Origin of the sequence: Microbacterium sp. cx-55 (genome assembly GCF_021117345.1) — a bacterium.
In the GTDB taxonomy this organism is placed as follows: Bacteria; Actinomycetota; Actinomycetes; order Actinomycetales; family Microbacteriaceae; genus Microbacterium.
The window spans coordinates 1,617,842-1,640,147 of sequence record NZ_CP088261.1 but is presented as its reverse complement, the minus strand read 5'-3'; the positions used below and the strand labels follow the sequence as shown (position 1 = coordinate 1,640,147).

Below are 22,306 nucleotides of genomic sequence, written 5' to 3'. Positions count from 1 at the left end.
CGTACCGCCGTGCGCGCCGGGGCCGATCGGTCCGGGTGCTCCTTCCCGAGGAACAGACTCCATGAAGACCGCTGACATCGCCGCACGCTACCTCTCCTACTTCGAGAAGAACGATCACGTCATCGTCCCGTCGGCGTCTCTGGTCAGCGATGACCCGACGCTGCTGTTCACGGTCGCCGGGATGGTTCCCTTCGTTCCGTACCTGAACGGCACGGTTCCCGCGCCCTTCCCCCGCGCGGCCGATGTGCAGAAGTGCATCCGCACGAACGACATCGAAGAGGTAGGGCACACGGCGCGGCACGGCACGTTCTTCCAGATGCTCGGCAACTGGTCGTTCGGCGACTATTTCAAGGAACAGGCGATCACGTACGCCTGGGAGCTGCTGACGTCGGCGGAATCCACCGGCGGACTCGGATTCGACGAGAAGGACCTCTGGGTCACCGTCTACGAGACCGACGACGAAGCAGCGGCGCTGTGGCAGCGGATCGCGGGCCTGCCGGCCGAGCGCATCCAGCGGCTCGGCAAGGAAGACAACTACTGGTCGACCGGCCAGCCGGGCCCGGCCGGCCCCTGCTCGGAGATCTACTTCGACCGCGGTCCCGCGTACGGCCGCGACGGTGGCCCCGCGGTCGATGACAACCGCTTCACGGAGATCTGGAACCTCGTCTTCATGCAGGATTCGATCGCCAACGTGCGATCGAAGACGGACTTCGACATCGTCGGCGAGTTGCCGAACAAGAACATCGACACCGGCATGGGCCTCGAGCGCGTCGCGTTCATCAAGCAGGGCGTCGAGAACATGTACGAGATCGACCAGGTGCGCCCGGTGCTCGACCGTGCCGTCGCCCTGTCGGGTCGCCCGTACGGCGCCGAACACGAGGACGACGTGCGCTACCGCGTGATCGCCGACCACGTGCGCTCCTCGCTCATGCTGCTGTCCGACGGCGTGACTCCCTCGAACGAGGGACGCGGCTACATCCTGCGTCGCCTCATGCGCCGCGCCGTGCGCGCGATGCGTCTGCTCGGCGTCGACGGCCCCACGTTCCCCGAACTGTTCGCGGCGTCGCGTGACGCGATGTCTGCGGCGTACCCGGTGGTCGCCGACGACTGGTCGCGGATCTCGCAGTACGCGTTCGGCGAGGAGGAGACCTTCCTCCGGACGCTGGCCTCCGGATCGACGATCCTCGATCTGTCCATTGCGCAGACTAAGCAGGCCGGCGGCACCTCGCTCGCGGGTACCGAGGCCTTCCTGCTGCACGACACGTACGGTTTCCCGATCGATCTCACGCTCGAGGTCGCGGAGGAAGCAGGCCTCAACGTCGATCGCGCGGCGTTCGACACCCTCATGCAGGAGCAGCGTTCCCGCGCGAAGGCGGATGCGAAGAACCGCCGCCGGGCGATCGCCGATCACAGCGTCTACCGCGATTTCCGCGCACAGGGTGAGACCGTCTTCACCGGGTACACCGACCTCGAGACGGAGTCGCGGGTCCTCGGCATCCTGATCGACGGCGTTCCCGCCGACCGCGCCCGCGCGGGCCAGATCGCGGAGATCATCCTCGCCGAGACCGCGCTGTACGCGGAGTCCGGCGGCCAGGTCGCCGACAAGGGCGCGATCGTGGGAGCCGGCTTCGAGGCCGACGTGCTCGACGTGCAGAAGCCGGTCCCGGGACTCGTCAGCCACACCGTCGAGGTGACCGTCGGCGAGATCGGCGTCGGCGACCCCGCGACGTCGGTCGTGGACGCCGCCAACCGCCGCGCTGCGCGCCAGGCGCACTCCGCGACGCACCTCGTGCACGCCGCGCTGCGGGACACCCTCGGCAAGACCGCCACCCAGGCCGGTTCGCTCAACCGCGCCGGGTACATGCGTTTCGACTTCACCTGGGGTCAGGCACTCTCGCCCGAAACACGCACCGAGATCGAAGAGATCGCGAACAACGCGGTGCACGACAACCTCGAGGTCACGACGCGAGTGCTGGCACTCGACGACGCGCGCGAGCTCGGCGCGATGGCGCTGTTCGGTGAGAAGTACGGCGACACGGTGCGGATGGTCGACATCGGCGGGCCGTGGTCGCGTGAGCTGTGCGCCGGGACACACGTCTCATCCAGCGCCGAAATCGGCCTCATCAATCTGGTGGGGGAGTCCTCGGTCGGTGCGGGCGGACGTCGCGTCGAGGCGCTCGTCGGTCTGGACGCATTCCGTGACCTCGCCGCGGAGCGGGCGATCGTCTCGCAGCTGAGCGGGTCGCTGAAGGTGCCGCGCGACCAGCTGCCGGCGCGCATCGCCGACCTCGCCGCAAGCCTCAAGGCGGCGGAGAAGAAGATCGCCTCGTTCGAAGCGCAGGCGCTCGCGGGTCGTGCGCCCGAACTCGCGTCGCAGGCGCGATCGGTGGGGGGCCTGCGGGTCGTCACCGGTTCGCTCGGCGCGGTGTCGTCCGCCGATGACGTGCGTTCGCTCGCCCTGCAGGTGCGGGACCGACTCGGCTCGGATGCCGGTGTCGTCGCGCTCGGCGCGGTCGCGGGTGAGCGCGTCGTGGTCATCGTCGCGACGACGGCCGGTGCACGGGACGCGGGTGTCAAGGCGGGCGTCCTCGCCAAAGCCGCAGCCGCAGTGCTCGGCGGCGGCGGCGGCGGGCGGGACGACGTCGCCCAGGGCGGCGGGACGGATGCCGACGCGCTTCCGGCCGCTCTCGACGCCGTGACCTCCGCGCTGGAGGCCGCTCGCGCGTGACGGGTTTCGACCGCGGCGTGCGGCTGGGCATCGACGTCGGACGAGCCAGGGTCGGGGTCGCGAAATGCGACCCCGACGGCCTGCTCGCGACCCCCGTGGAGACGGTCGCGCGCAACGAGGACTCCGTCGCGCGCATCATCGCGATCGGTCGTGAGTACGACGCCGTGCAGATCCTCGTGGGATTACCGACGAACCTGCGCGGCGAAGACACCGCCTCCACCACGGACGCGCGCGAGTTCGCGACCGCCATCGCCCGGGCGACCGATGTGCCGGTGCGCCTCGTCGACGAACGGTTGAGCACGGTCTCCGCACACGCGGCGCTCAGGCAATCCGGACGATCTCAACGGGGGAGCCGTGGCATAGTGGACCAGGTCGCCGCCGTGATCCTGCTGCAGAACGCCCTCGATGTCGAGAAGAGCAGGGGCTCGGCCGCCGGCACACCCGTACACCCGGACGAGGAGCCCGACTGATGTCCGACAGCCAGCCGCCGTCTCGGCGCGCCGCCCGCGAAGCTGCGGCGGCGGCAGAAGCCGCATCCGGATCCGCGCGCCCCGTCACGCCTCCCGAGGGATGGTCGGTCGTCTCGGCGCCTGCCGCGTCCTCGGCGCGCGAGACGCCGGCCCCGCGGGCAGGGTCACTCGATGCGCTCTTCACGGGCGAAGTCACGACCGACGTGCTCGGATCCCCTCCGCCGCCGCCCGACAAGCGCCGCCGTCGCATCGGCGGCTGGATCGCTCTCATCGTCGTGGTGGCCCTCGTCGGCGGCATCGCCGGCGGCGGGTTCTGGGTCTGGAACACCTACGAGGACCGCATCCGCGCCTTCATGGGATGGGAGGAGCCGGCCGAGTTCGACGCCGGCACCGAGGGCGAAGCGACGACCATCACGATCGCATCGGGCGACGCTGGCCCGCAGGTGTCGCAGAAGCTGTACGACGCCGGTGTCACCCGCACCCCGGACTCGCTCTACGACTACATGATCGAGAACAACGTCGGCTTCACGTTCCAGCCCGGCGTCTTCACCCTCCGCACGCACATGACGTCCGCAGCGGTGATCACCGCGCTCGAAGACCCGGCGAACCGGATGGAGAACTCCACGCAACTCCGCGAGGGGCTGACGGTCGAGCAGTCGCTCACGACGATCTCCGAGCAGATGACGGTGCCGATCGAGGACCTGCAGGCGGCGGTCGCCGATCCCGCCGCGTACGGGGTGCCGGCGGACTCGCTCGAGGGCTGGCTCTTCCCCGCGACCTACACCTTCGATCCCGGCACGACCGCGCCCCAGATCATCCAACGGATGGTGGACCGCACGGTGCAGTCGCTCGACGCCGCCGGTGTGCCCGTCGATGACCGGCAGCGCATCCTCACGATCGCGTCGATCATCCAGCGCGAGGCGCGCTCCACCGAGGACTTCTACAAGGTGTCGCGCGTGATTCAGAACCGCCTCGACCCGGGCAACCAGGAGACGTTCGGGCTCCTGCAGATGGACTCGACCGCCCAGTACGGGTTCAACGAGCTGCACGACGGCACCGCCAGCTCGTCGGCAGAGGCTCTCGCCGACGACAACCCGTGGAACACCTACGTGCATCCCGGGCTGCCGGTCGGCCCGATCTCCAACCCGGGCGACACCGCGATCGATGCGGCGATGTCTCCGGCCGAGGGCAACTGGCTGTACTTCGTGACGGTCAACCTCGACACGGGGGAGACCGTCTTCACGGCGACCGCGGCCGAGCACAATCAGGCCGTCGCGCAGTGGCGCGCCTGGTGCACGGAGAACCCGGACTCCGGATGCTGACATCCCGGCGTCTCGCCGTCTGGGGGGATCCGATCGGGCACAGCCGTTCTCCGGTGCTGCACGCGGCGGCCTACGCCGCCCTGGGTCTCGACTGGACATACGAGCGTCGCCGGGTGACCGAGGACGGTTTCGCCGGGGCGATCGCCGCGCTCGATGCGAGCTGGCGGGGCCTGTCGCTGACGATGCCGCTGAAGCTCGCCGGCTACCGGCTCGCGGGTGTGCGCGATCGGCACGCGGAACTGACCGGCGCGGTCAACACGCTGATCGTGGACGCCGAGGAGCCGATCGGGTTCAACACGGACGTCGGCGGGATCGTCGGCGCGCTCCGGGAGAGCGGAATCGACCAGGTCGACTCCGCGCGCATCATCGGCACGGGCGCGACGGCCACCTCGGCGCTCGTCGCTCTGCACGAACTCGGCGCGGGGCAGATCGACGTGCGCGCCCGCCGGCCCGAGCGCGCAGACACGTTGATGCGCCTCGGCGAAGACCTCGGGATGCGGGTGACCGCATCCGGACTCGACACCGCCCCGGTTCCGCACGTGTCGCTGACGATCGCCGCGCTCCCGGCCGACGCCGCGCTGGCGGAGAACGTGACGGACTCCCTCGCGGCGGGCGGCGGCACTCTCTTCGACGTGGCCTACGGCACGTGGCCGACCGTCCTCGGGCACGCCTGGCAGCGGGCGGGGCTCCCCGCGTCGTCGGGACTCGGGATGCTGGTGCACCAGGCACTCCTGCAGGTGCGCGCGCTCACGACGGGTGATGCGCAGCATCCGCTGCCCGACGAGGCGCGTGTGCTGGCGGAGATGCGCCGCGCGGTCGTGGGAGACTAGACCAATGCTCCGCGTGCTCACGGCCGGCGAATCCCACGGCCCCGAACTCGTCGCCCTCATGGAGGGCCTCCCCGCCGGCGTTCCGATCAGTCGGGCCGCCATCCAGGCCGACCTCGCTCGCCGCAAGCTCGGCTACGGTCGTGGCTCCCGGATGAAGTTCGAGGAGGACGAGCTCACGCTCTCCACCGGGGTGCGTTACGGCGAGTCGTTGGGCAGCCCGATCGCTGTGCGCATCGGCAACACCGAGTGGCCGAAGTGGGTCGAGGTCATGAGTGCCGAGCCGGTCGAGCTGACCGAACGCTCGCGCGGCCGCGGCGCCGCCCTGACACGTCCTCGTCCGGGCCACGCCGACCTGGTCGGCATGCAGAAGTACGGCTTCGACGAGGCCCGGCCGATCCTCGAGCGGGCGAGCGCCCGGGAGACCGCCGCGCGCGTCGCGCTCGGCGCGATCGCCCGTTCCTTCCTCTCGGAGCTCGGCATCACGCTGGTCAGCCACACGCTTTCGATCGGACCGGTACGCGTGCCCGAGGACGCCGCCCTGCCCGTGCCGAGCGACGTCGACGCGCTCGATGCGGATCCGCTGCGGTGCTTCGACGCGGAGACGTCGGCGCGGATGGTCGCCGAGGTCGACGCCGCCAAGAAAGACGGCGACACCCTCGGCGGAATCGTGGAGGTGCTGGCCTACGGCGTTCCCCCGGGGCTCGGATCGCACGTGCAGTGGGATCGCAAACTCGATGCGAAGCTCGCGCAGGCGCTCATGAGCATCCAGGCGATCAAGGGCGTCGAGATCGGCGACGGATTCGAGACGACTCGCCGCCGCGGATCGCGCGCCCACGATGAACTGTTCGCCGCGGCCGACGGCATCACCCGCTCGAGCGATCGTGCCGGCGGAACCGAGGGCGGAATGTCGACGGGCACAGTGCTGCGCGTTCGCGCCGGGATGAAGCCCATCGCGACCGTTCCGCACTCGCTGCGGACCGTCGATGTGGCAACCGGCGACACCGCGACCGCCCACCACCAGCGCTCCGATGTCTGTGCCGTGCCCGCGGCAGGAGTCGTGGCCGAGGCGATGGTCGCCGTCGTGCTCGCCGACGCCGTGCTCGAGAAGTTCGGCGGCGATCACGTCTCGGAGACACGTCGCAACCTCGAGTCCTACCTCGCCGCGATCCCGGAGGCGCTGCGCACGAGCGTGCAGAGCGACCCGGCGCTGCACGACGATGAGCGCAGCCGCTGACCCGGCGCTGGTGCTGGTCGGGCCGATGGGGGCCGGGAAGAGCAGCCTCGGCCGCCGCGTCGCGCGCACGCTCGGAGTTCCGTTCGTCGACACCGATTCGATGATCGTTCGCCAGCACGGTCCGATTCCGGAACTCTTCCGCTCCCACGGGGAGCCGCACTTCCGCGCCCTCGAGCGCGACGCCGTCGTGCGCGCCCTCGCCGCCGGCGGAGTCGTCTCGCTCGGTGGCGGTTCCGTGCTCGATGCGCAGACGCGCGACGACCTCCGCGCGCACCGCGTCGCCTTCCTCACGGTCGACCGTCAGGTGGTCGCTCAGCGGATCGCCGGAGGCTCCCGGCCGCTCCTGGCGGGCGGGACCGACCCCGTCGAGGAATGGGAACGGATCTTCACCGCACGCCGGCCGCTCTACGAGGAGGTCTCGGACGCGGTCTTCGACACATCCCGCGGACCGCTCGCCGACGTCGTCGAGAGCATCGCCACGTGGGCGGCGACCGCCGTCCCGAGAGGAACCCCCGTATGAGCGAGACCACCGTCATCTCGGTGCCCGGCGACCCCGGGTACGACATCGCGATCGGCCGCGACATCCTGGATCGCGTCGGCGAAGCCCTCGCGCCGAGCGTCCGGAAGATCCTGATCGTGCACCCGCCGACCCTCGCCGAGCGCGCGGGGCTGCTCCGCGATCAGCTCATGGGCACCCCGGGACGCGACGTGCTGCTCGCGGAGATTCCGGATGCGGAGCAGGGGAAGCGCATCGAGGTCGCGGCGTTCTGCTGGCAGGTCATGGGACAGTCCGACTTCACCCGGACGGATGCGGTCGTCGGATTCGGCGGGGGAGCGGTCACCGATCTCGCGGGCTTCGTCGCCGCGACCTGGCTGCGCGGCATCCAGGTGGTGCACGTGCCGACCACCGTCCTCGGCATGGTCGACGCCGCCGTCGGCGGCAAGACCGGCGTGAACACCGCGGAGGGCAAGAACCTCGTCGGCGCGTTCTGGGCTCCGCGGGCCGTCATCTGCGATCTGTCGCTGCTCGACTCGCTCTCGGCCAACGAGGCGACTGCGGGGTTCGCGGAGGTCGTGAAGGCGGGCTTCATCTGGTACCCCGAGATCCTCGATCGCATCGAGGCGGAGCCGACCGCGATCGTCGACCCGGCATCCGCGTCGTTCCGACGCTGCCTCGAACTCGCGATCGATATGAAGGCGCGCGTCGTGGGGGAGGACTTCCGCGAGGCGGGGCTCCGCGAGGTCCTCAATTACGGTCACACGCTCGGCCACGCGATCGAGCACGCCGAGCGCTACCGCTGGCGGCACGGGGCGGCGATCTCGATCGGCATGGTCTTCGCCGCCGAGCTCTCCCGACTCGCCGGACGCCTCTCCGATGACACCGCGCAGCGTCACCGCGATGTGCTGCAGTCGCTGGGTCTTCCGACCACCTACCGCGGCGGGGCATGGCCGACGCTGCTGGCGACGATGCAGCGCGACAAGAAGTCGCGCGGCGGGATGCTGCGCTTCATCGTGCTCGATGACCTCGCCCGCCCGACAGTGCTGCAGGCGCCCGACGAGTCGCTGCTCTTCGCCGCCTACCAGGAGGTTGCCGAACAGCAGTGAGGCCCCGCCGAAGCGGGGCCCCACTGGCGATCCGGTTCAGGCGTCGGCGTGCACGCGCTCCGCGCGGAGCCCGAGCTCGGCCGTGGGCACCGACTTCGTCTCGCGCGCGGTGAGCGCGCTCACCGCGGCGATCAGCGAGATGACCGCCGTGAAGATGCTGATCACGACCCAGCCGCCCTCGGCGACACCGCCCAGGGCGGCGACGATGCTCGGCGCGAAGCCGGCCATCAGGAACCCGAGCTGCGTGCCGATGGCCATTCCGGAGAACCGCACCCGGGTGCTGAACATCTCACCGTAGAACGACGGCCACACCGCGTTGGCCGCCGCGTACCCGCCCGAGAACGTGAGGATCGCGAGCGCGAACGTCAGGATCGTGCTGTCGCCGCTCATCGACAGCATGTAGAACGGCATGAACACCGCCGACGACAGCGCCCCGTAGATGAAGACGGGCTTGCGACCGATCTTGTCGGCGAGACGACCGAACAGCGGCTGCGTGCCGAGTGCCACGATGTTCGCGACGACGACCAACCAGAGCGTGAGGCTCTGCGCCAGGCCGACCTCCACGCCGTAGGCGAGTGCCAGGTTGCCGAACACCGTGGAGACGGCGGCGATGAACGCGCAGCAGATGACGCGGATCACGTCACGCCAGTGGTCGCGAAGAAGCGGGATGAGCGGCATCCGTGCGATGTCGCCGGACGCCTTCGCGGCTTCGAACTCCGGCGTCTCGTTGAGGGAGCGCCGGATGAAGAACGCCACCAGCACCACGACGGCGCTGAGCCAGAACGGGACGCGCCATCCCCAGGTGAACTTGATGTCGTCCGGAAGCGCCACGACCGGGATGAAGACGAGGGCGGCGAGGATCTGACCGCCCTGGGTGCCGGTCAGCGTCCACGACGTGAAGAACGAGCGCCGGTCGTCGGGGGCGTGCTCGAGCGTGAGCGACGAGGCACCCGCCTGCTCCCCGGCCGCCGAGAGACCCTGCATCAAGCGGCAGAGCACGAGAAGACCAGGGGCGAACCATCCGATCTGCTCGAAGGTCGGAAGGCACCCGATGATGAACGTCGAGATGCCCATCATCAGCAGGGTGAACATCAGGACCTTCTGACGGCCGATCCGGTCGCCGAAGTGACCGAGGATCACGGCGCCGAAGGGCCGCGCGATGTACGCGAAGCCGAACGTCGCGAACGACATGACGAGCGCGGCGTCGTCGCCGCTCGGGAAGAAGATGACGGGAAAGATGAGTGCGGCGGCGGAGCCGAACAGGAAGAAGTCGTAGTACTCGACGGCACTGCCCATGAAGCTGGCGACAGCGGCCTTCACGGGTGTCTTCCGCGGCGTTGCGGTGGTGGTCATCGGGTGGACGCTCCTATCGGATGGGAATCTCGTGCGAGGCGACGAGATCGTGGAAATGGCGGATCATTCGGTCGGGGTCCGGGCGCTGCCCGGTGATGAGCTCGAGGGCGTCGACGGCCTGATAGACCGCCATCCTGCCGCCATCGAGGGTCGTGCATCCGGCGCTTGCGGCGGCCGTCAGCAGCTCCGTCCGAAGCGGACGGTAGACGATATCGGCGACCCACAGGTCGGGCCGCAGGAGGTCTTCCGGGAAGGGCATCCCCGGATGCGCCGCCATTCCGGTCGGCGTGCAGTGCACGACGCCGTCGGACCGGTGGACCGCATCCGGAAGGTCATCCGTGCCGGCCGTGGTGACGCGGGCGTCGTGCCGCGCGGACAGCTCGGCGGCGAGCTCGGTGGCGCGCGCCGTGTCGATATCGACGATCGTGAGGTCGCGGACGCCGAGCCGCAGGAGCGCGTCGGAGACAGCGGAACCGGCGCCGCCGGCACCGAGCTGCGTCACCCGGTCGAGGTGCGCATCCGGCATGCCGGTGCGGAACGCGCGCTCGAACCCCGTCGTGTCGGTGTTGTGGCCGATGCGACCGGATTCCGTGAAAAGCACTGTGTTGACGGCTCCGAGCGCGGCGGCGGTCTCGTCGACCCGGTCGAGGTACGCGATGACATCGCGTTTGCAGGGATGGGTCACGTTGACGGCGTCGAAGCCCAGCCGCTCGCACCACGCGAGGATGTCGCCGAGATCGTCGGGGGAGAGGCCGAGATCGGTCAGATCGATCGTGCGGTACAGGTACGGGATGCCGAGCGCTGCCGCCTCGGTCATGTGCAGTGCGGGCGTCAGCGAGGGCCCGACGCCGGTACCGATGAGGCCGACGAGATACGGGTGATCGACGTGCACGGGCTACTCCTTCGTGGACGCACTCGACGACGAGCGCGCGACCCGGAATGTACTAACTGGTGCGTCCAGGGTGAACGATGCACCCGCGACCTGTCAACTCCTTCCTTCGACAGAAGCCACTCATCGCCCCTGTTGCGATGAATGTACTGCGTGGTACATTCGCCGCGATGAAGACGTCAATCGCCACTGTGTGCCTGAGCGGAACCCTCGCCGACAAGCTGCGCGCGTGCGCCGCCGCCGGCTTCGACGGCATCGAGATCTTCGAACCCGATCTCGTCGCTGCTCCCGAGAGTCCCTCCGAGCTTCGCGCTTCGGCGGAGCGTCTGGGACTGTCGATCGACCTCTACCAACCGATGCGCGATGTCGAGGGCGTCGATGAGCCCGCGTTCCTCGAGGTGCTGCGGCGGGCGGAGGCGAAGTTCGCTCTGATGCGCGAACTCGGCGTCGAGACGGTGCTGTGCTGCAGCAACGTCGGCACCGCGACGATCGACGACGACGACGTCAGCGCGAGCCAGCTGCGCCGGCTCGGCGATCTCGCGGCGCGCTACCGCGTGCGGATCGCGTACGAAGCGCTCGCCTGGGGACGCTTCGTCGACGACTACCGCCGTGCGTGGCGCATCGTGCAGCTAGCCGATCACCCGGCCGTCGGAGTCTGTATCGACTCGTTCCACATCCTCTCGCGGGGCCACGATCCCGCGGCCATCGAGCAGATCCCGGGCGAGAAGATCTTCTTCCTGCAGCTGGCCGACGCGCCGACGCTCTCGATGGACGTGCTCTCCTGGAGCCGCCACCACCGGCTGTTCCCGGGCGAGGGCAGCTTCGACCTCGTCGACCTCATGACGCACGTCGTGCGCGCCGGCTACACCGGACCCTGGTCGCTCGAGGTGTTCAACGACACGTTCCGGCAGACGGATGCGAAGCGGACCGCCGTTCACGCCCGACGCTCGCTCCGGCACCTCGAGGACGCGGTCGCGCGGCGGCTCGGCGACGACGCCCCCGGGGGCCTCGCGCTGCTGACCGACACGACCCCTCCCGTCGAGATTGACTTCGTCGAGATCAAAGCGGAGGACGCCTCGGCCGTGGAGGCGCTGCTCGCTCAAGCCGGGTTCACCTCCCGGGGGCGGCACCGAACCAAGCCCGTGACCCTCTGGACGTCCGGTCGCGCACGCGTCGTGTTGAACGAGCAGCACGCCCGCGGACTGGCCCCGCACATCGCGGCGATCGGGGTGGCCGTCCAGGATGCGGAGGCACTGACCCGCCGCGCGGACGAACTCGCCACACCCCGCGCTTACCGCCGGACGTACGCCGCGGAGCAGCCGCTCGACGCCGCCGTCGCCCCCGACGGAACGGAGCTGTACTGGGCCGACGCCACGGCGGGCGAGCCGGCGTGGGTGGGGGAGTTCGAGCACGGCGCGTCGGCGGTGTCCGGCGCGGTCGAGGGAGTCGACCATGTGAGCCTCACGCTGCCCTGGCAGGTGATCGAGGAGTCCGTTCTGTTCTACCGCTCGGTGCTCGGGCTGCGCGTGACCGGAACGACCGACGTACCCGGCCCGCAGGGACTCATGCGCAGCCGCGTCATGAGCAGCGCAGACCGCGCCGTGCGCCTGCCGCTGAACGTGGCACCCCCGATGACCGTCGAACGCGGACACGCGGTGGGTCTCGCACAGCACGTCGCGTTCGCCTGCGGAGACGTTCGGGCGTTGGCCGCCGCCGCCGCCGCCCGCGGCCTCGAGTTCCTGCGGATGCCGGACAACTACTACGACGATCTCGCCGCCCGATTCGACCTGAGCCCCGAGCGCGTGCAGGAACTGCGGTCCCTGCGGCTGGCCTACGACCGCGACGACGACGCGGAGTACCTGCACTGCTACACCCGCACGGTGGGCGAGGTGTTCCTCGAGTTCGTCGAACGACGCGGTGGCTACGACGGGTTCGGCGCGGGAGCGGCGCCCGTCCGCCTCGCGGCGCAGGGCGCGATGACCGCATCCGCTGGTAGCGTGCGCTCGTGAGCACTCCCCGACGCCTCCTCCTGGTCAACGGTCCGAACCTCAATCTTCTGGGCACGCGCGAGCCCGACATCTACGGCAGCGCGACCCTCGCCGACGTCGAACGCGTGGCGACGGATGCGGCCGCGGCGTTCGGCTTCGATGTCCGCGCTCTGCAGAGCAACCACGAGGGCGTGCTGCTGGACGCCATCCACGCCGCACGTGAGGACTGCGCCGGGATCGTCATCAATCCCGGCGGACTGACCCACACCTCCGTCGTGCTGCGCGATGCGCTGAGCGGGGTGAGCCTGCCGATCGCGGAGGTGCACATCTCCGACGTGTACGCCCGCGAGGAGTTCCGACACCACTCATACGTCCACGACGTCGCGGTCGTGCACGTGATCGGGCAGGGAGTGCCCGGCTACGCCACTGCGGTGGCCGACCTCATCCGTGTGATCACCGGCCAAGCCGACGGCTGATCCCCCCGCCCGAGAACCCGCGAGACGGGATCTTCGCGCCCAGACAGTGGGGTTACTCCATGGTCTCGGCGCGAAGATCCAGTCTCGCGGACTAGAATGGGCGGTCGGGCCGTACGGACCCGAACGCTGACGAACGGAAAACTCGACACCATGGCATCCACCGCAGACATCAAGAACGGCGTCGTCCTCAACATCGACGGGCAGCTCTGGAGCGTCGTGGAGTTCCAGCACGTCAAGCCCGGCAAGGGCGGCGCCTTCGTGCGCACCAAGCTGAAGAACATCATGTCCGGCAAGGTCGTCGACAAGACGTTCAACGCCGGCGCGAAGATCGAGACCGAGAACGTCGACCGCCGCGACTTCACGTACCTGTACAACGATGGTGACAACTTCGTGTTCATGGATGTCGCCGACTACGACCAGCTCAACGTCAGCAAGACGATCGTCGGCGACTCCGCCAACTTCCTGCTCCAGAACCAGCAGGTGCAGATCGCGCTGAACAACGGGAACCCGCTTTACATCGAGCTGCCCGCATCCGTGATCCTCGAGGTCACCTACACGGAGCCCGGCCTGCAGGGCGATCGTTCGTCGGCCGGCACGAAGCCCGCGACGGTCGAGACCGGCTATGAGATGCAGGTTCCGCTCTTCCTCGAGACCGGCACGAAGATCAAGGTCGACACCCGCACGGGCGACTACCTCGGCCGCATCAGCTGACGCGGCGGCGCCCCCTTCATGAGTGCACGTAGCAAAGCGCGTAAGCGCGCCCTCGACATCCTCTTCCAGGCCGACGTCCGCGGTGACGACCTGGCCGTGATCCTCGCCGCCGAAGCCCAGCGTGCGGCCGGCGAGCCCGCGCGCCAGGCATCGTGGACGTACGCCCGCGACATCGTCGACGGTGTGATCGACAACCGCGATGAGATCGACGAGCAGATCATCACGCACGCCCGCGACTGGAAGCTCGAGCGCATGCCCGCCGTCGATCGCGCCGTGCTGCGCATCGGCGTGTGGGAGGCCCTGTACAACGACGAGGTGCCCGTCGCGGTCGCCATCGACGAGGCCGTGGAGCTCGCGAAAGAGTTCTCGACCGACGAAGCCGGCGCGTTCGTGCACGGCGTCCTGGCACGCATCGCGCGCGCCGGCTGACCAGTCCCCGCACGTCCCGACGGGGCGTGACGGATGCGGCGGACCGCCGGTGCATCAACGGGTCGCACAGCCCCCGCTGCGTAGACTCGAACCCGGAAAGGATCCTTCTCTATGCGCATCACGGGTCTCGGACATGCCGGCATGTTCATCGAAACAGCCGGCGGCAGCATCCTCTGCGATCCGGTCGTGAAGTCCTCGTTCTACGGGTCCTGGTTCGTCTTCCCCGACAACCGCGGACTCGACTGGGAGCGCTTCGGTGCCGCCGACATGCTCTACATCTCGCACCGGCACCGCGATCACTTCGACCCGTGGCTGCTTCGTCAGTACGTGCGTCCCAACATCGAGATTCTCCTGCCGGACTACCCGACCGATGACCTCGAGCAGGATCTGCGGAAGCTCGGCTTCCACAACATCACCTACACCCACGCGGGTGAGGCCATCGAGCGCGGGCCGCTGCGCCTGATGGTGACGCCGCTCCGGGCACCGAGCGACGGTCCGATCGGGGATTCCTCGCTCTCCGTCGACGACGGGAGCGCGTCGATTCTGAATCAGAACGACTCGCACCCGCTCGATCTCGAGAAGCTCCTGTCGTTCTCGAAGCCGGAGCTCTACTTCACGCAGTTCTCCGGCGCGATCTGGTGGCCGATGGTCTACGACCTGCCCGAGGACGCGAAGAAGAACTTCGCCCACCTGAAGCGCGAGGCGCAGCACAAGCGCGCCATGTATTACATCGAGAAGGTCGACGCTCCGCACGTCTTCCCGATGGCCGGGCCGCCGATGTTCCTCCGCGACGAGCTGTTCCGCTACAATGGCTGGGGCCTCGAGAACGATTCGATCTTCACCGACCAGGCGCAGTTCCTCGCCCGCCTGGCCGACGAGGCGCCGCAGTACGACGGCCACGTGTTCATCCCCGGCACGGTCGTCACCCTCGAAAGCGGCGACCTCTCGGTCGAGCAGACCCTGTACACCGACGCCGAGATCGACGAGATGTTCGCCGACAAGTGGGGCTACCTCGAGCGGCAGCGCGCGGCGCGACAGCAGGAGATCGCGGATGAAGAAGCCTCGCGCGCCGAGGTCCTGCCGCCCGCGGAGATGCTGGCGGCGCTGAAGGAATGGTGGGAGCCGCTGCTTCGTCGGGCGCGCACCATCCGGAGCGGGGTCGGCGGGGCCGTGCGGATGACGATCGGCGAGCTCGACCTCGTGGTCGACTTCCCCAAGGCGAAGGTGCGCGAGTACGCCGGCGAAGAAGCGGTCTACTGGTTCACGATTCCCGCCGACCTGGTCTCCACGAACATCGCCGAGCACGAGATCGACTGGTCGAACTCGATCTTCCTGTCGATGCAGTTCACCGCCAGCCGGAGCGGCAAGTTCAACGAGTTCATCACCACGTTCTTCAAGTGCCTGTCGCGCGACCGGATCGAGTACGTCGAGAACTGGTACGCCGAGCAGGCCGATGTCTCCGAAGACACGCAGATCGGCGACTGGGTCGTGCAGCGTCGCTGCCCGCACCTGCGGGCGGATCTGTCGAAGACCGGCAAGATCGAAGACGGCGTGCTGACCTGCAGCCTGCACGACTGGAAGTGGGACCTCACGTCCGGGCGATGCCTGACGACCCAGGGGCACCCCATCCGGTCGCATCCGATCGAGGACGCGCTCTACCGCGAGGCGACCGCACCCGCCGCGATCTGATCGCCGTCGTCCTCCGACGCCCGCGCTGCGCGCATCGGAGGACGTTCGGATCAGGCGCGGTACTGGCGCGCCCGGTGGCGGATGCCGGTGAAGTGGAACGGGCCGTCGGTTTCGACGGGGATCTCGACGTCCGCGGCGCTCGACACGGCACCACCGGAGTGCAGCGCGCGGTAGCGCTCCACGCTCACCGGGACGCGGCCGTCGAGACGCGCCGCCGTTTCGGCCTGTCGGCGGAACTCGCGGTACTCGGCGCTCACGACGCCGGTGAAGATCTCGGTCACGCTGCCCGAGCCGTAGCTGACGAATCCGATGCGGCGACCCGCCAGGTCATCGTCGAAGTCGAGCAGCGCAGCGAGCCCGGCGTAGAGCGACGCCGTGTAGGAGTTGCCCATCCGGCGGTTGTAGACGGTGCTGGTCTCGTAGAGCTCGACACCGAGTTCGGTGCCGGTGTGCTCCGCCATGCGGCGGTGGGCCTTCGCCGCCATCCGCGTGAAGGGCTGGTGGTGGCAGAACCGCTCGATCTCGGCGATGTCGACGCCGCCGCGTGCACGGAAGTCGTCCCATGCGGCGGTCAGGCCGTCGAGGTAGGCGTCGATCGACAGCTTGCCGTCAACGACCGCGGTCGCGCTGTCGTTCGGTCGCCAGAAGTCGGAGACGTCGGCGGTGTGCACGCCCACGATGGGCTCGATCTCCACGAGCGCCGGGTCTGCCGCGATGAGGAATGCGACGGCTCCGGCCCCCTGGGTGGGTTCGGCGGCCGTGTCGACCTCGTACCGGGCGATGTCGCTCGCGATGACGAGCACGGTCTCCTCGGGGTTCCGCGCGACGATGCCGAGCGCGGCCTGCATCGCGGCGGTCGCGGCGTAGCAGGCCTGCTTCAGCTCAACCGCCCGGCAGGTGTCGGGCAATCCGAGCAGCGCGTGCGCGAACACCGCGGCGGACTTCGACTGGTCGATCCCCGACTCGGTCGCGAACATCAGGGTCCGGATGCTGTCGCGTCCGTGCCGCTCCAGGATGGGGAGCGCTGCGGCGGCTCCCATCGTGACGATGTCTTCGTCGAGGCCGGGAACGCTCATCTGGTCCTGGCCGAGCCCGATCCGGAACTTGTCGGGGTCGACACCGGTCGCCGCGGCGAGATCGTTCAGGTCGAGGACGTATCCCGCGGTGGCGAGGGACAGATCGTGGATGCCGATCCGCATGCTCATCGGGTTCCTTCCGTGCGGCGCTCGAGGCGCAGGTGCGAGTCCATCAGTTCTCCGGGGTTCGTCTGCGCCGCGAGCAGCGAGAGCTCACCGCAGAGGACGGTCGCGGCGATCAGACCCGCGAGTCGACGGGCGTTGCCGCCCGGCTCGCGGTCCTCGCGGCACCCGATCCGCGTCAGCGCGTCTTCGACGCCGGGGAGGTCCTTGCCGTTGCCGACGGTGCCGACGATCAGGTTCGGGAGCGTGCAGGAGAAGTAGAGATCGCCGTCGCCACGGACCTCGGCCCAGGTGATGCCCTGCGATCCCTCGACGATGTTCGCCGCATCCTGCCCCGTCGCGAGGTAGAAGGCCAGCAGCATGTTCGCGTAGTGCGCGTTCGCGGACCGGAGAGCGCCCGCGATCGTGGAACCGACGAGGTTCTTGCGCGTGTTCAGTTCGACGATGCGAGCGGCGCTCGAGCGCAGCTGCTCGCTGACGAGCGCGGCCGGGATCAGGATCTCCGCGATCGTGTTGCGACCCCGCCCGAGGATGCCGTTGACGGCCGTGGCCTTCTTGTCGGAGCAGTAGTTGCCCGAGATCGAGCCGTACTGCAGCTCGGGGTGCCACTCCAGCACACGGGCCATGAGCGACTCCGCCGCCAGCGTGACCATGTTGTGGCCGGACGCATCGCCCGTCGTCAGAGCGAACCGAAGGAAGAGCAGGTTGCCGACGATCTCGGTATCGATGTCGATCAGGCGCGCGTGCCTGCTCTGCGCGGCGACGATCTCGGCGAGCTCGGCCTGGCGTTCCAGGATGCGGCGCGCCGCGCGGGCCGCGTCGGCCCCGGTCGCGGCGACGAAGAGCGAGGAGCGCGTCATCCGCTCGTCGACGATCGTCACGCGGATGCCGTCCGGCACCAGACGCGAGATGCGTGCGCCACGTCCGACCGAGGGCCACAGGGGGGACTCGTAGGTCGCGAGCGGCACCTGCTGCTCGCCCACGACGTCTCCGCTGAGACGGAGCGGGCCGACCCAGCGCATCGGGATGGAGGTGAACTCCGCGTCACCGGTCATGCCGGCTCCTCTCGGTGGACGGGGCGGCATCCGAACGACGCGCCCACGCGGTGATGTCGATGCCCCGAGCGGCGCAGAAGCGCGCGACCGAGCCGTCGATGATGAGGTCCGAATGGACGAGGTCGGCGGGCGTTGCGGCGCCGAGCACGGCGAGCAGTGCCCGGGTGTGCGCCGACCACTGCGTGATCCGCGCGATGAGAGCGTCCGCGCCGCCCTCCAGCACCGGGGCGAGGAAAGTGCCCGACACCCCCACAGCCCGGGCGCCCAACGCGAGCGCACGCACGACGTCGAGCGGACTGCGCACGCCGCCTGAGGCGAGCAGCACAGGGGCGGATGCGGGGGCGTCCAGGAGCGACGCGACGGCCGACTGCCCCCATCCGGTCAGATACTCGTAATCGGCCCCCGCGCGGCGGGAGTTCTCGATGCGCACGAAATCCGTACCGCCACGGCCCGAGACGTCCGCGTAACGGATCCCCAGGTCGGTGAGACGAGAGAGGGTGCGGGTACTGAGGCCGAATCCGACCTCTTTGACGACGATCGGCACCTCGACGGCATCGCGGAGCGCTTCGAGCGAGCGCAGCCACCCGGAGAAATGCCGGCTGCCCTCCGGCATCACAGTCTCCTGGATGCTGTTGAGGTGCACCTGCAGCGCATCGGCCGCGAGGGCGTCCACCGCGCGACGCGCATCATCCGGTCGCCGCTCGACGCCGATGTTCGCCCAGACGACGCCGTCGGGGTTCTCGTCGCGAAGCACGCGGAAGGTCGACAGGAGCGCGGGGTCGTCGAGCCCGGCACTCAGGGAGCCGGAGGCGATGGCCACGCCGGTCTCGCGCGCGGCGATCGCCAGATCACGGTTGATGCGGCCGGTCGCGGCGCTGCCACCCGTCATCGCGTTGATATGGAAGGGGAGCGCCCACGTCGTGCCGGCCACCTCGACGGACGTGTCCACCGTGTCGGCGTCGATCCCGTCGAGGGCGTGGTGCAGGAACGTGATGTCGTCGAAATCGTTGCCGCGCCGACCCTCTGCCTGCTGATCCGCCGCCAGCCGGACGTGGTCGTCCTTCCGCCCCGCGGGCCCCGGCGCGCTCACGCCGGTTCCGCCTCGGGCGCGTGCACCGACACCGTGAGGTGACGGATGTCGTGCGCCTCCCAGGCGCGCAGCATGCCGGCGACGTCCGCCCCCGCCGGCGCGAGCACGATGCCGCAATCGCCGCCCCCGGCGCCGGACGGCTTCGCCGCCGCGCCGATCGATTCGGCGACCTCGCAGAGCGCGCGGAGAGCGGGCGTCTCGATCGATACACCGGACTGCGCGCCGAGTCCCTGCAGGATGTGGCGCGCGGCGTTCACCGCCCCGAGCGTGGCGGAATCGTCGCCGGTCTCGAGCGACGTCCACAGCCCGTTCACGCATCGACGTGAATCCTCGAGGAACGCGGTGTGATCGATGCTGCCGGCCCGGCTCCGCCGTCCGACGGCGTCCACGAGTCGCTCGGTCGACGCCGGCGCGCCCGTCCATCCGACGAGGAACGAGAGGTCGCGCGGCGCCGATAGTCGACGGATCTCGAGGCCCTCCCACGCCGCAGTGTCGCGGAGGAGCGCGTCGATCGAACCCGCGGCGGTGCGCTGGCGGAGCAGTTCACGATCGGGGGCGCGGTACCCGATCCATCCGCCGAACGTGCTCGCCGCGAGGTCGCCGCCCGACGCGGTCGGGGCGACCTGGATCGTCGCGAGAAGCGCGATCTGGAAGAGCTCCGTGGGCGATAGATCGAAACCGTAGAACCGGTCGATCGCGCGGACCGTGGCGACCGTCACGGCTGCCGACGAACCGAGACCGAACTTCCGACCCGATACGTCGTCGAGTCCGCTGTCGATCCGCAGGTCGAAGAAGCGCGGCGCGAGCCCGCGTTCGGCCCGCAGGCGCTCGGCGACCGTGATCGCCTCGAAGACGTAGTCGTAGGGGTGGTGTTCGCGGTCGACCGTGAGCCCGCCTTCGCTGCGCGTCCAGACCACCGGCATCCGCCCGTACTCGGGGGAATGGATGCTGCCGGCGCCGACGCTCTCGGTCAGGCCGACCGTGAGGTAGCGATCGACCGCGACGAGCACGGACGGCTCGCCGGGGGAGACGACCGCGTACTCGCCGGCGATGAAGAGCTTGCCCGGTGCGCGCACCGTAATCGTCTCCGCGCGCGCCGCCGCGCCGCGGTTCATGCGGGCACCCGGTCGAGGACCTGCATTCCCGGTCCCGGCAGAGAGGTGACCGTGTCGGCCAGGTCGTCGATCGCTGCGGCGACCGTCGCCGCATCCGCCGGGCGACAGATCACGACCACGTTCGGCCCGGCATCGGCCGTCGCGAACGCGGCGACGCCCTCCGCGCGGAGCGCGACCACGCGGTCGAAGATCTCAACGCTCACCGGGGAGAGGTACCGGATGGGCGGATCGCACGACTGGATGAGCGCGTGCATGCGCAGCGCGTTGGTCTCGGTGATGCCACCGAGACGCTCGACGTCGCCCGCGGCCGCGGCCGCCAGGGCGTCCTCGAGGCTGCGGGCCGTCGACGTGATCCAGGCGGGGTAGAACGGCGAGGTGTCGACCGTCCGTCGCATGGCCTCGCGGCTCGAAACGGACTTCTCGCGCCGGTCGACCATGGCGACCACCATGGCGAGTTCGGGTGCCGGCACGGCCTCAGCGAACGAGGACGCATCGTCGTCGCCGGCGTGCCACACCGCGAAGCCGGAGATGATCGATCGGGATGCGGATCCGGAGCCCTGACGGGCGAGCCGGGAGAGCGCGCGCTCGTCGAGATCCAGTCCGTACGCCGCGGCGGCGGCACCGGCGAGAGCGGCGAACCCCGAGGCGGACGACGCGAGTCCCGCGGCGGAGGGAACCGTGTTCTCCGTCTCGACGCGGGCGCGCGCGGAGGATCCGGATGCGGTGCGCACGAGGTCGAGGAATCGTTCCACGCGCTCCCGCGGCACCCCCTGCTGCACGACGCCGCCGAGGACGAGTTCGTCGCGGTCCCGGCCGGGCTCGACCGTCACGGTCGTCGTGGTGGGGAAGACGTCGAGGGTCATCGACATGCTGCCGGTCGCCGGGAGATTCAGGGCGGCGTCACGCTTGCCCCAGTACTTCACGAGCGCGATGTTCGGGTGGGCGCGCGCGGTCGCACGGGTCATCGGGTCTGCTCCACATTCGTGATCTGTTCGGATCCGACCGGCGTCCGTGTGCGGGATACGGGCCGAACGGGCACCGACTCCGCCGGAGCGGCCGGAGCGTCCGACGCCTGAGCGCCGGTGGCGGGCACGGTCGTCGCCCACACGTCGGTGGCCCCGGCCGCACGAAGGGCCGTCTCGAGGTCTTCTGCGTGCGCCGCGCTGCGCGCGAGAGCGAGCAGACACCCGCCCCGTCCGCCGCCGGTGAGCTTCGCGCCGAGCGCTCCGGCAGCCAGCGCTGCCTTTGCCAGGCGATCCAACGCCGCGTCGCCGGCACCGAGCTCGCCGAGCAGGGCGTGCGCGCGGGTCATGCGGCGCCCCAGCGACTCAGCGTCTCCGCTGGCCAGATCGTCGCGGGCAGAGACCGCGAGGTCACCGAGAGCCGCGATCACCTCATCGGTGTGCACCGGGAACTCTTCACGCAGCGCGCGAACGGCCGCAACCGCCTCACCCGTCCGGCCGCGGACACCGGTGTCGGCGATCACGAACACGAGAGGTACGGCGACCGTCAGGGGCTCGACGTCGCCGGAACGGAACCAGATGGGCCCCGCCGCGCGCACCGCGCGCGCGTCGAGGCCGCTCGGCGTTCCGTGGGCCGCACGCTCGGCGATCTGGACGAGCTCGTGATGACGGTCCGCATCCAGGGTGACCTGCAACGCGTCGGCGACGGCCCCGACCACGGCAGCGGCGACCGCCGCGCTGGAACCGACACCGCGTTCGGCGGGGATGTCGCTCCGGATGCGGACGGCGACGGGCGTGTGCGCTGCGCCGAGCGCGGTGAGGGCAGCCTCTGCGGCAACGGCCGTGGGGCGCAGGCGCGCGGGAGCGTCCGCGAGCGGGCCCGAGAACAGTGCGCTGTCGATCGTGCTGCCGCCGAGCGCCGGACGCACATCGGCGCGCACCGTCAGGGCTGCCACCGGGACGGCGATCGCCGGGTACCCGTATACGACGGCGTGCTCGCCGAACAGGATGACCTTCGCCGTCGCCGAAGCCGCGCCGGCACCCATCACGACGGACGCATCCGCACCATCGCCGCGGACCGCGTCGTCGTTCGGAAGGGGACGGTGCGGGTCGGACGCAGCAGCGCCACGGAGGTCGGTTCGTTCGGTCATGGCAGTCTTT

Annotated in this window: 20 protein-coding genes; 12 read left to right on the top strand and 8 right to left on the bottom strand. The window is 69.8% G+C overall.

Annotated elements, in window-relative coordinates:
- Positions 1–61: 61 nt before the first annotated feature.
- From alaS to aroB, 7 genes are read left to right on the top strand one after another with little or no spacing between them, the layout of a single operon-like run.
- Positions 62–2,728, top strand: coding sequence for an alanine--tRNA ligase (gene alaS, locus LQ938_RS07665; RefSeq protein WP_223721202.1), 2,667 nt, complete (start codon positions 62–64; stop codon positions 2,726–2,728).
- Positions 2,725–3,198, top strand: coding sequence for a Holliday junction resolvase RuvX (ruvX, locus tag LQ938_RS07660; protein ID WP_223721203.1), 474 nt, complete (start codon positions 2,725–2,727; stop codon positions 3,196–3,198). The genes alaS and ruvX overlap by 4 nt, the downstream gene beginning before the upstream one ends.
- Positions 3,198–4,520, top strand: coding sequence for an endolytic transglycosylase MltG (gene mltG, locus LQ938_RS07655; RefSeq protein ID WP_223721204.1), 1,323 nt, complete (start codon positions 3,198–3,200; stop codon positions 4,518–4,520). The genes ruvX and mltG overlap by 1 nt, the downstream gene beginning before the upstream one ends.
- Positions 4,514–5,350: a shikimate dehydrogenase gene (locus LQ938_RS07650; protein WP_223721205.1), complete on the top strand. Its 837-nt coding sequence runs from the start codon at positions 4,514–4,516 to the stop codon at positions 5,348–5,350. The genes mltG and LQ938_RS07650 overlap by 7 nt, the downstream gene beginning before the upstream one ends.
- 4 nt (positions 5,351–5,354) lie before the next feature.
- Positions 5,355–6,584 (top strand): chorismate synthase, encoded by a 1,230-nt coding sequence (gene aroC, locus LQ938_RS07645; protein WP_223721206.1) that lies wholly within the window; start codon positions 5,355–5,357, stop codon positions 6,582–6,584.
- A complete protein-coding gene (locus LQ938_RS07640) occupies positions 6,568–7,104 on the top strand; it encodes a shikimate kinase (RefSeq protein WP_223721207.1) in 537 nt (178 codons plus the stop codon). Before aroC ends, LQ938_RS07640 begins: the two co-directional genes overlap by 17 nt.
- Positions 7,101–8,189, top strand: coding sequence for a 3-dehydroquinate synthase (aroB, locus tag LQ938_RS07635; protein WP_223721208.1), 1,089 nt, complete (start codon positions 7,101–7,103; stop codon positions 8,187–8,189). Before LQ938_RS07640 ends, aroB begins: the two co-directional genes overlap by 4 nt.
- Before the next feature lie 36 nt (positions 8,190–8,225).
- Here aroB and LQ938_RS07630 read toward each other — a convergent pair whose 3' ends face one another.
- A complete protein-coding gene (locus LQ938_RS07630; protein ID WP_223721209.1) occupies positions 8,226–9,542 on the bottom strand; it encodes an MFS transporter in 1,317 nt (438 codons plus the stop codon).
- Positions 9,543–9,555: 13 nt separating this feature from the next.
- Positions 9,556–10,434: a shikimate dehydrogenase gene (locus LQ938_RS07625; RefSeq protein WP_223721210.1), complete on the bottom strand. Its 879-nt coding sequence runs from the start codon at positions 10,432–10,434 to the stop codon at positions 9,556–9,558.
- Positions 10,435–10,601: 167 nt separating this feature from the next.
- On the opposite strand from LQ938_RS07625, the gene LQ938_RS07620 reads away from it, so the two are divergent.
- The 5 genes from LQ938_RS07620 to LQ938_RS07600 all read left to right on the top strand — a co-directional run bounded on the left by LQ938_RS07620 (position 10,602) and on the right by LQ938_RS07600 (position 15,724).
- Positions 10,602–12,440 (top strand): bifunctional sugar phosphate isomerase/epimerase/4-hydroxyphenylpyruvate dioxygenase family protein, encoded by a 1,839-nt coding sequence (locus LQ938_RS07620; RefSeq protein WP_223721211.1) that lies wholly within the window; start codon positions 10,602–10,604, stop codon positions 12,438–12,440.
- Positions 12,437–12,895 (top strand): type II 3-dehydroquinate dehydratase, encoded by a 459-nt coding sequence (locus LQ938_RS07615; RefSeq protein WP_223721212.1) that lies wholly within the window; start codon positions 12,437–12,439, stop codon positions 12,893–12,895. The genes LQ938_RS07620 and LQ938_RS07615 overlap by 4 nt, the downstream gene beginning before the upstream one ends.
- A gap of 150 nt (positions 12,896–13,045) precedes the next feature.
- Positions 13,046–13,606, top strand: coding sequence for an elongation factor P (efp, locus tag LQ938_RS07610; RefSeq protein ID WP_223721213.1), 561 nt, complete (start codon positions 13,046–13,048; stop codon positions 13,604–13,606).
- Between the two features lie 18 nt (positions 13,607–13,624).
- On the top strand, positions 13,625–14,035 hold the full coding sequence (nusB, locus tag LQ938_RS07605) for a transcription antitermination factor NusB (protein WP_223721214.1): 411 nt from the start codon (positions 13,625–13,627) through the stop codon (positions 14,033–14,035).
- Between the two features lie 111 nt (positions 14,036–14,146).
- Positions 14,147–15,724 (top strand): Rieske 2Fe-2S domain-containing protein, encoded by a 1,578-nt coding sequence (locus tag LQ938_RS07600; protein WP_223721215.1) that lies wholly within the window; start codon positions 14,147–14,149, stop codon positions 15,722–15,724.
- Positions 15,725–15,774: 50 nt separating this feature from the next.
- On the opposite strand, the gene LQ938_RS07595 is transcribed toward LQ938_RS07600, so the two are convergent.
- Genes LQ938_RS07595 through mvk form a run of 6 tightly spaced genes read right to left on the bottom strand, consistent with a single transcriptional unit; the run spans position 15,775 to position 22,296 of the window.
- Positions 15,775–16,929, bottom strand: a complete 1,155-nt coding sequence (locus tag LQ938_RS07595; RefSeq protein WP_223721216.1) for a hydroxymethylglutaryl-CoA synthase — start codon at positions 16,927–16,929, stop codon at positions 15,775–15,777.
- The gene (locus LQ938_RS07590; RefSeq protein ID WP_223721217.1) at positions 16,926–17,978 is read right to left on the bottom strand and encodes a hydroxymethylglutaryl-CoA reductase; all 1,053 of its coding nucleotides are present in this window, start codon (positions 17,976–17,978) and stop codon (positions 16,926–16,928) included. The genes LQ938_RS07595 and LQ938_RS07590 overlap by 4 nt, the downstream gene beginning before the upstream one ends.
- Positions 17,968–19,068 (bottom strand): type 2 isopentenyl-diphosphate Delta-isomerase, encoded by a 1,101-nt coding sequence (gene fni / locus LQ938_RS07585; RefSeq protein ID WP_223721218.1) that lies wholly within the window; start codon positions 19,066–19,068, stop codon positions 17,968–17,970. Before fni ends, LQ938_RS07590 begins: the two co-directional genes overlap by 11 nt.
- Complete coding sequence (locus LQ938_RS07580; RefSeq protein WP_223721219.1) at positions 19,065–20,183, bottom strand: phosphomevalonate kinase; 1,119 nt, start codon at positions 20,181–20,183, stop codon at positions 19,065–19,067. Before LQ938_RS07580 ends, fni begins: the two co-directional genes overlap by 4 nt.
- A complete protein-coding gene (gene mvaD / locus LQ938_RS07575) occupies positions 20,180–21,148 on the bottom strand; it encodes a diphosphomevalonate decarboxylase (protein ID WP_223721220.1) in 969 nt (322 codons plus the stop codon). Before mvaD ends, LQ938_RS07580 begins: the two co-directional genes overlap by 4 nt.
- A complete protein-coding gene (gene mvk / locus LQ938_RS07570; RefSeq protein ID WP_223721221.1) occupies positions 21,145–22,296 on the bottom strand; it encodes a mevalonate kinase in 1,152 nt (383 codons plus the stop codon). The genes mvaD and mvk overlap by 4 nt, the downstream gene beginning before the upstream one ends.
- Positions 22,297–22,306 lie beyond the last annotated feature (10 nt).

What these genes read in the sequence shown, in the direction of transcription:
- LQ938_RS07640 (WP_223721207.1), top strand. Translation starts at nt 6,568, where the DNA reads ATGAGCGCAGCCGCTGACCCGGCGCTGGTGCTGGTCGGGCCGATGGGG.
- mltG (WP_223721204.1), top strand. Translation starts at nt 3,198, where the DNA reads ATGTCCGACAGCCAGCCGCCGTCTCGGCGCGCCGCCCGCGAAGCTGCG.
- efp (WP_223721213.1), top strand. Translation starts at nt 13,046, where the DNA reads ATGGCATCCACCGCAGACATCAAGAACGGCGTCGTCCTCAACATCGAC.
- LQ938_RS07595 (WP_223721216.1), bottom strand. Translation starts at nt 16,929, where the DNA reads ATGAGCATGCGGATCGGCATCCACGATCTGTCCCTCGCCACCGCGGGA.
- alaS (WP_223721202.1), top strand. Translation starts at nt 62, where the DNA reads ATGAAGACCGCTGACATCGCCGCACGCTACCTCTCCTACTTCGAGAAG.
- aroB (WP_223721208.1), top strand. Translation starts at nt 7,101, where the DNA reads ATGAGCGAGACCACCGTCATCTCGGTGCCCGGCGACCCCGGGTACGAC.
- LQ938_RS07580 (WP_223721219.1), bottom strand. Translation starts at nt 20,183, where the DNA reads ATGAACCGCGGCGCGGCGGCGCGCGCGGAGACGATTACGGTGCGCGCA.
- aroC (WP_223721206.1), top strand. Translation starts at nt 5,355, where the DNA reads ATGCTCCGCGTGCTCACGGCCGGCGAATCCCACGGCCCCGAACTCGTC.
- mvaD (WP_223721220.1), bottom strand. Translation starts at nt 21,148, where the DNA reads ATGACCCGTGCGACCGCGCGCGCCCACCCGAACATCGCGCTCGTGAAG.
- LQ938_RS07630 (WP_223721209.1), bottom strand. Translation starts at nt 9,542, where the DNA reads ATGACCACCACCGCAACGCCGCGGAAGACACCCGTGAAGGCCGCTGTC.
- LQ938_RS07600 (WP_223721215.1), top strand. Translation starts at nt 14,147, where the DNA reads ATGCGCATCACGGGTCTCGGACATGCCGGCATGTTCATCGAAACAGCC.
- LQ938_RS07650 (WP_223721205.1), top strand. Translation starts at nt 4,514, where the DNA reads ATGCTGACATCCCGGCGTCTCGCCGTCTGGGGGGATCCGATCGGGCAC.
- LQ938_RS07620 (WP_223721211.1), top strand. Translation starts at nt 10,602, where the DNA reads ATGAAGACGTCAATCGCCACTGTGTGCCTGAGCGGAACCCTCGCCGAC.
- mvk (WP_223721221.1), bottom strand. Translation starts at nt 22,296, where the DNA reads ATGACCGAACGAACCGACCTCCGTGGCGCTGCTGCGTCCGACCCGCAC.
- nusB (WP_223721214.1), top strand. Translation starts at nt 13,625, where the DNA reads ATGAGTGCACGTAGCAAAGCGCGTAAGCGCGCCCTCGACATCCTCTTC.
- LQ938_RS07590 (WP_223721217.1), bottom strand. Translation starts at nt 17,978, where the DNA reads ATGACCGGTGACGCGGAGTTCACCTCCATCCCGATGCGCTGGGTCGGC.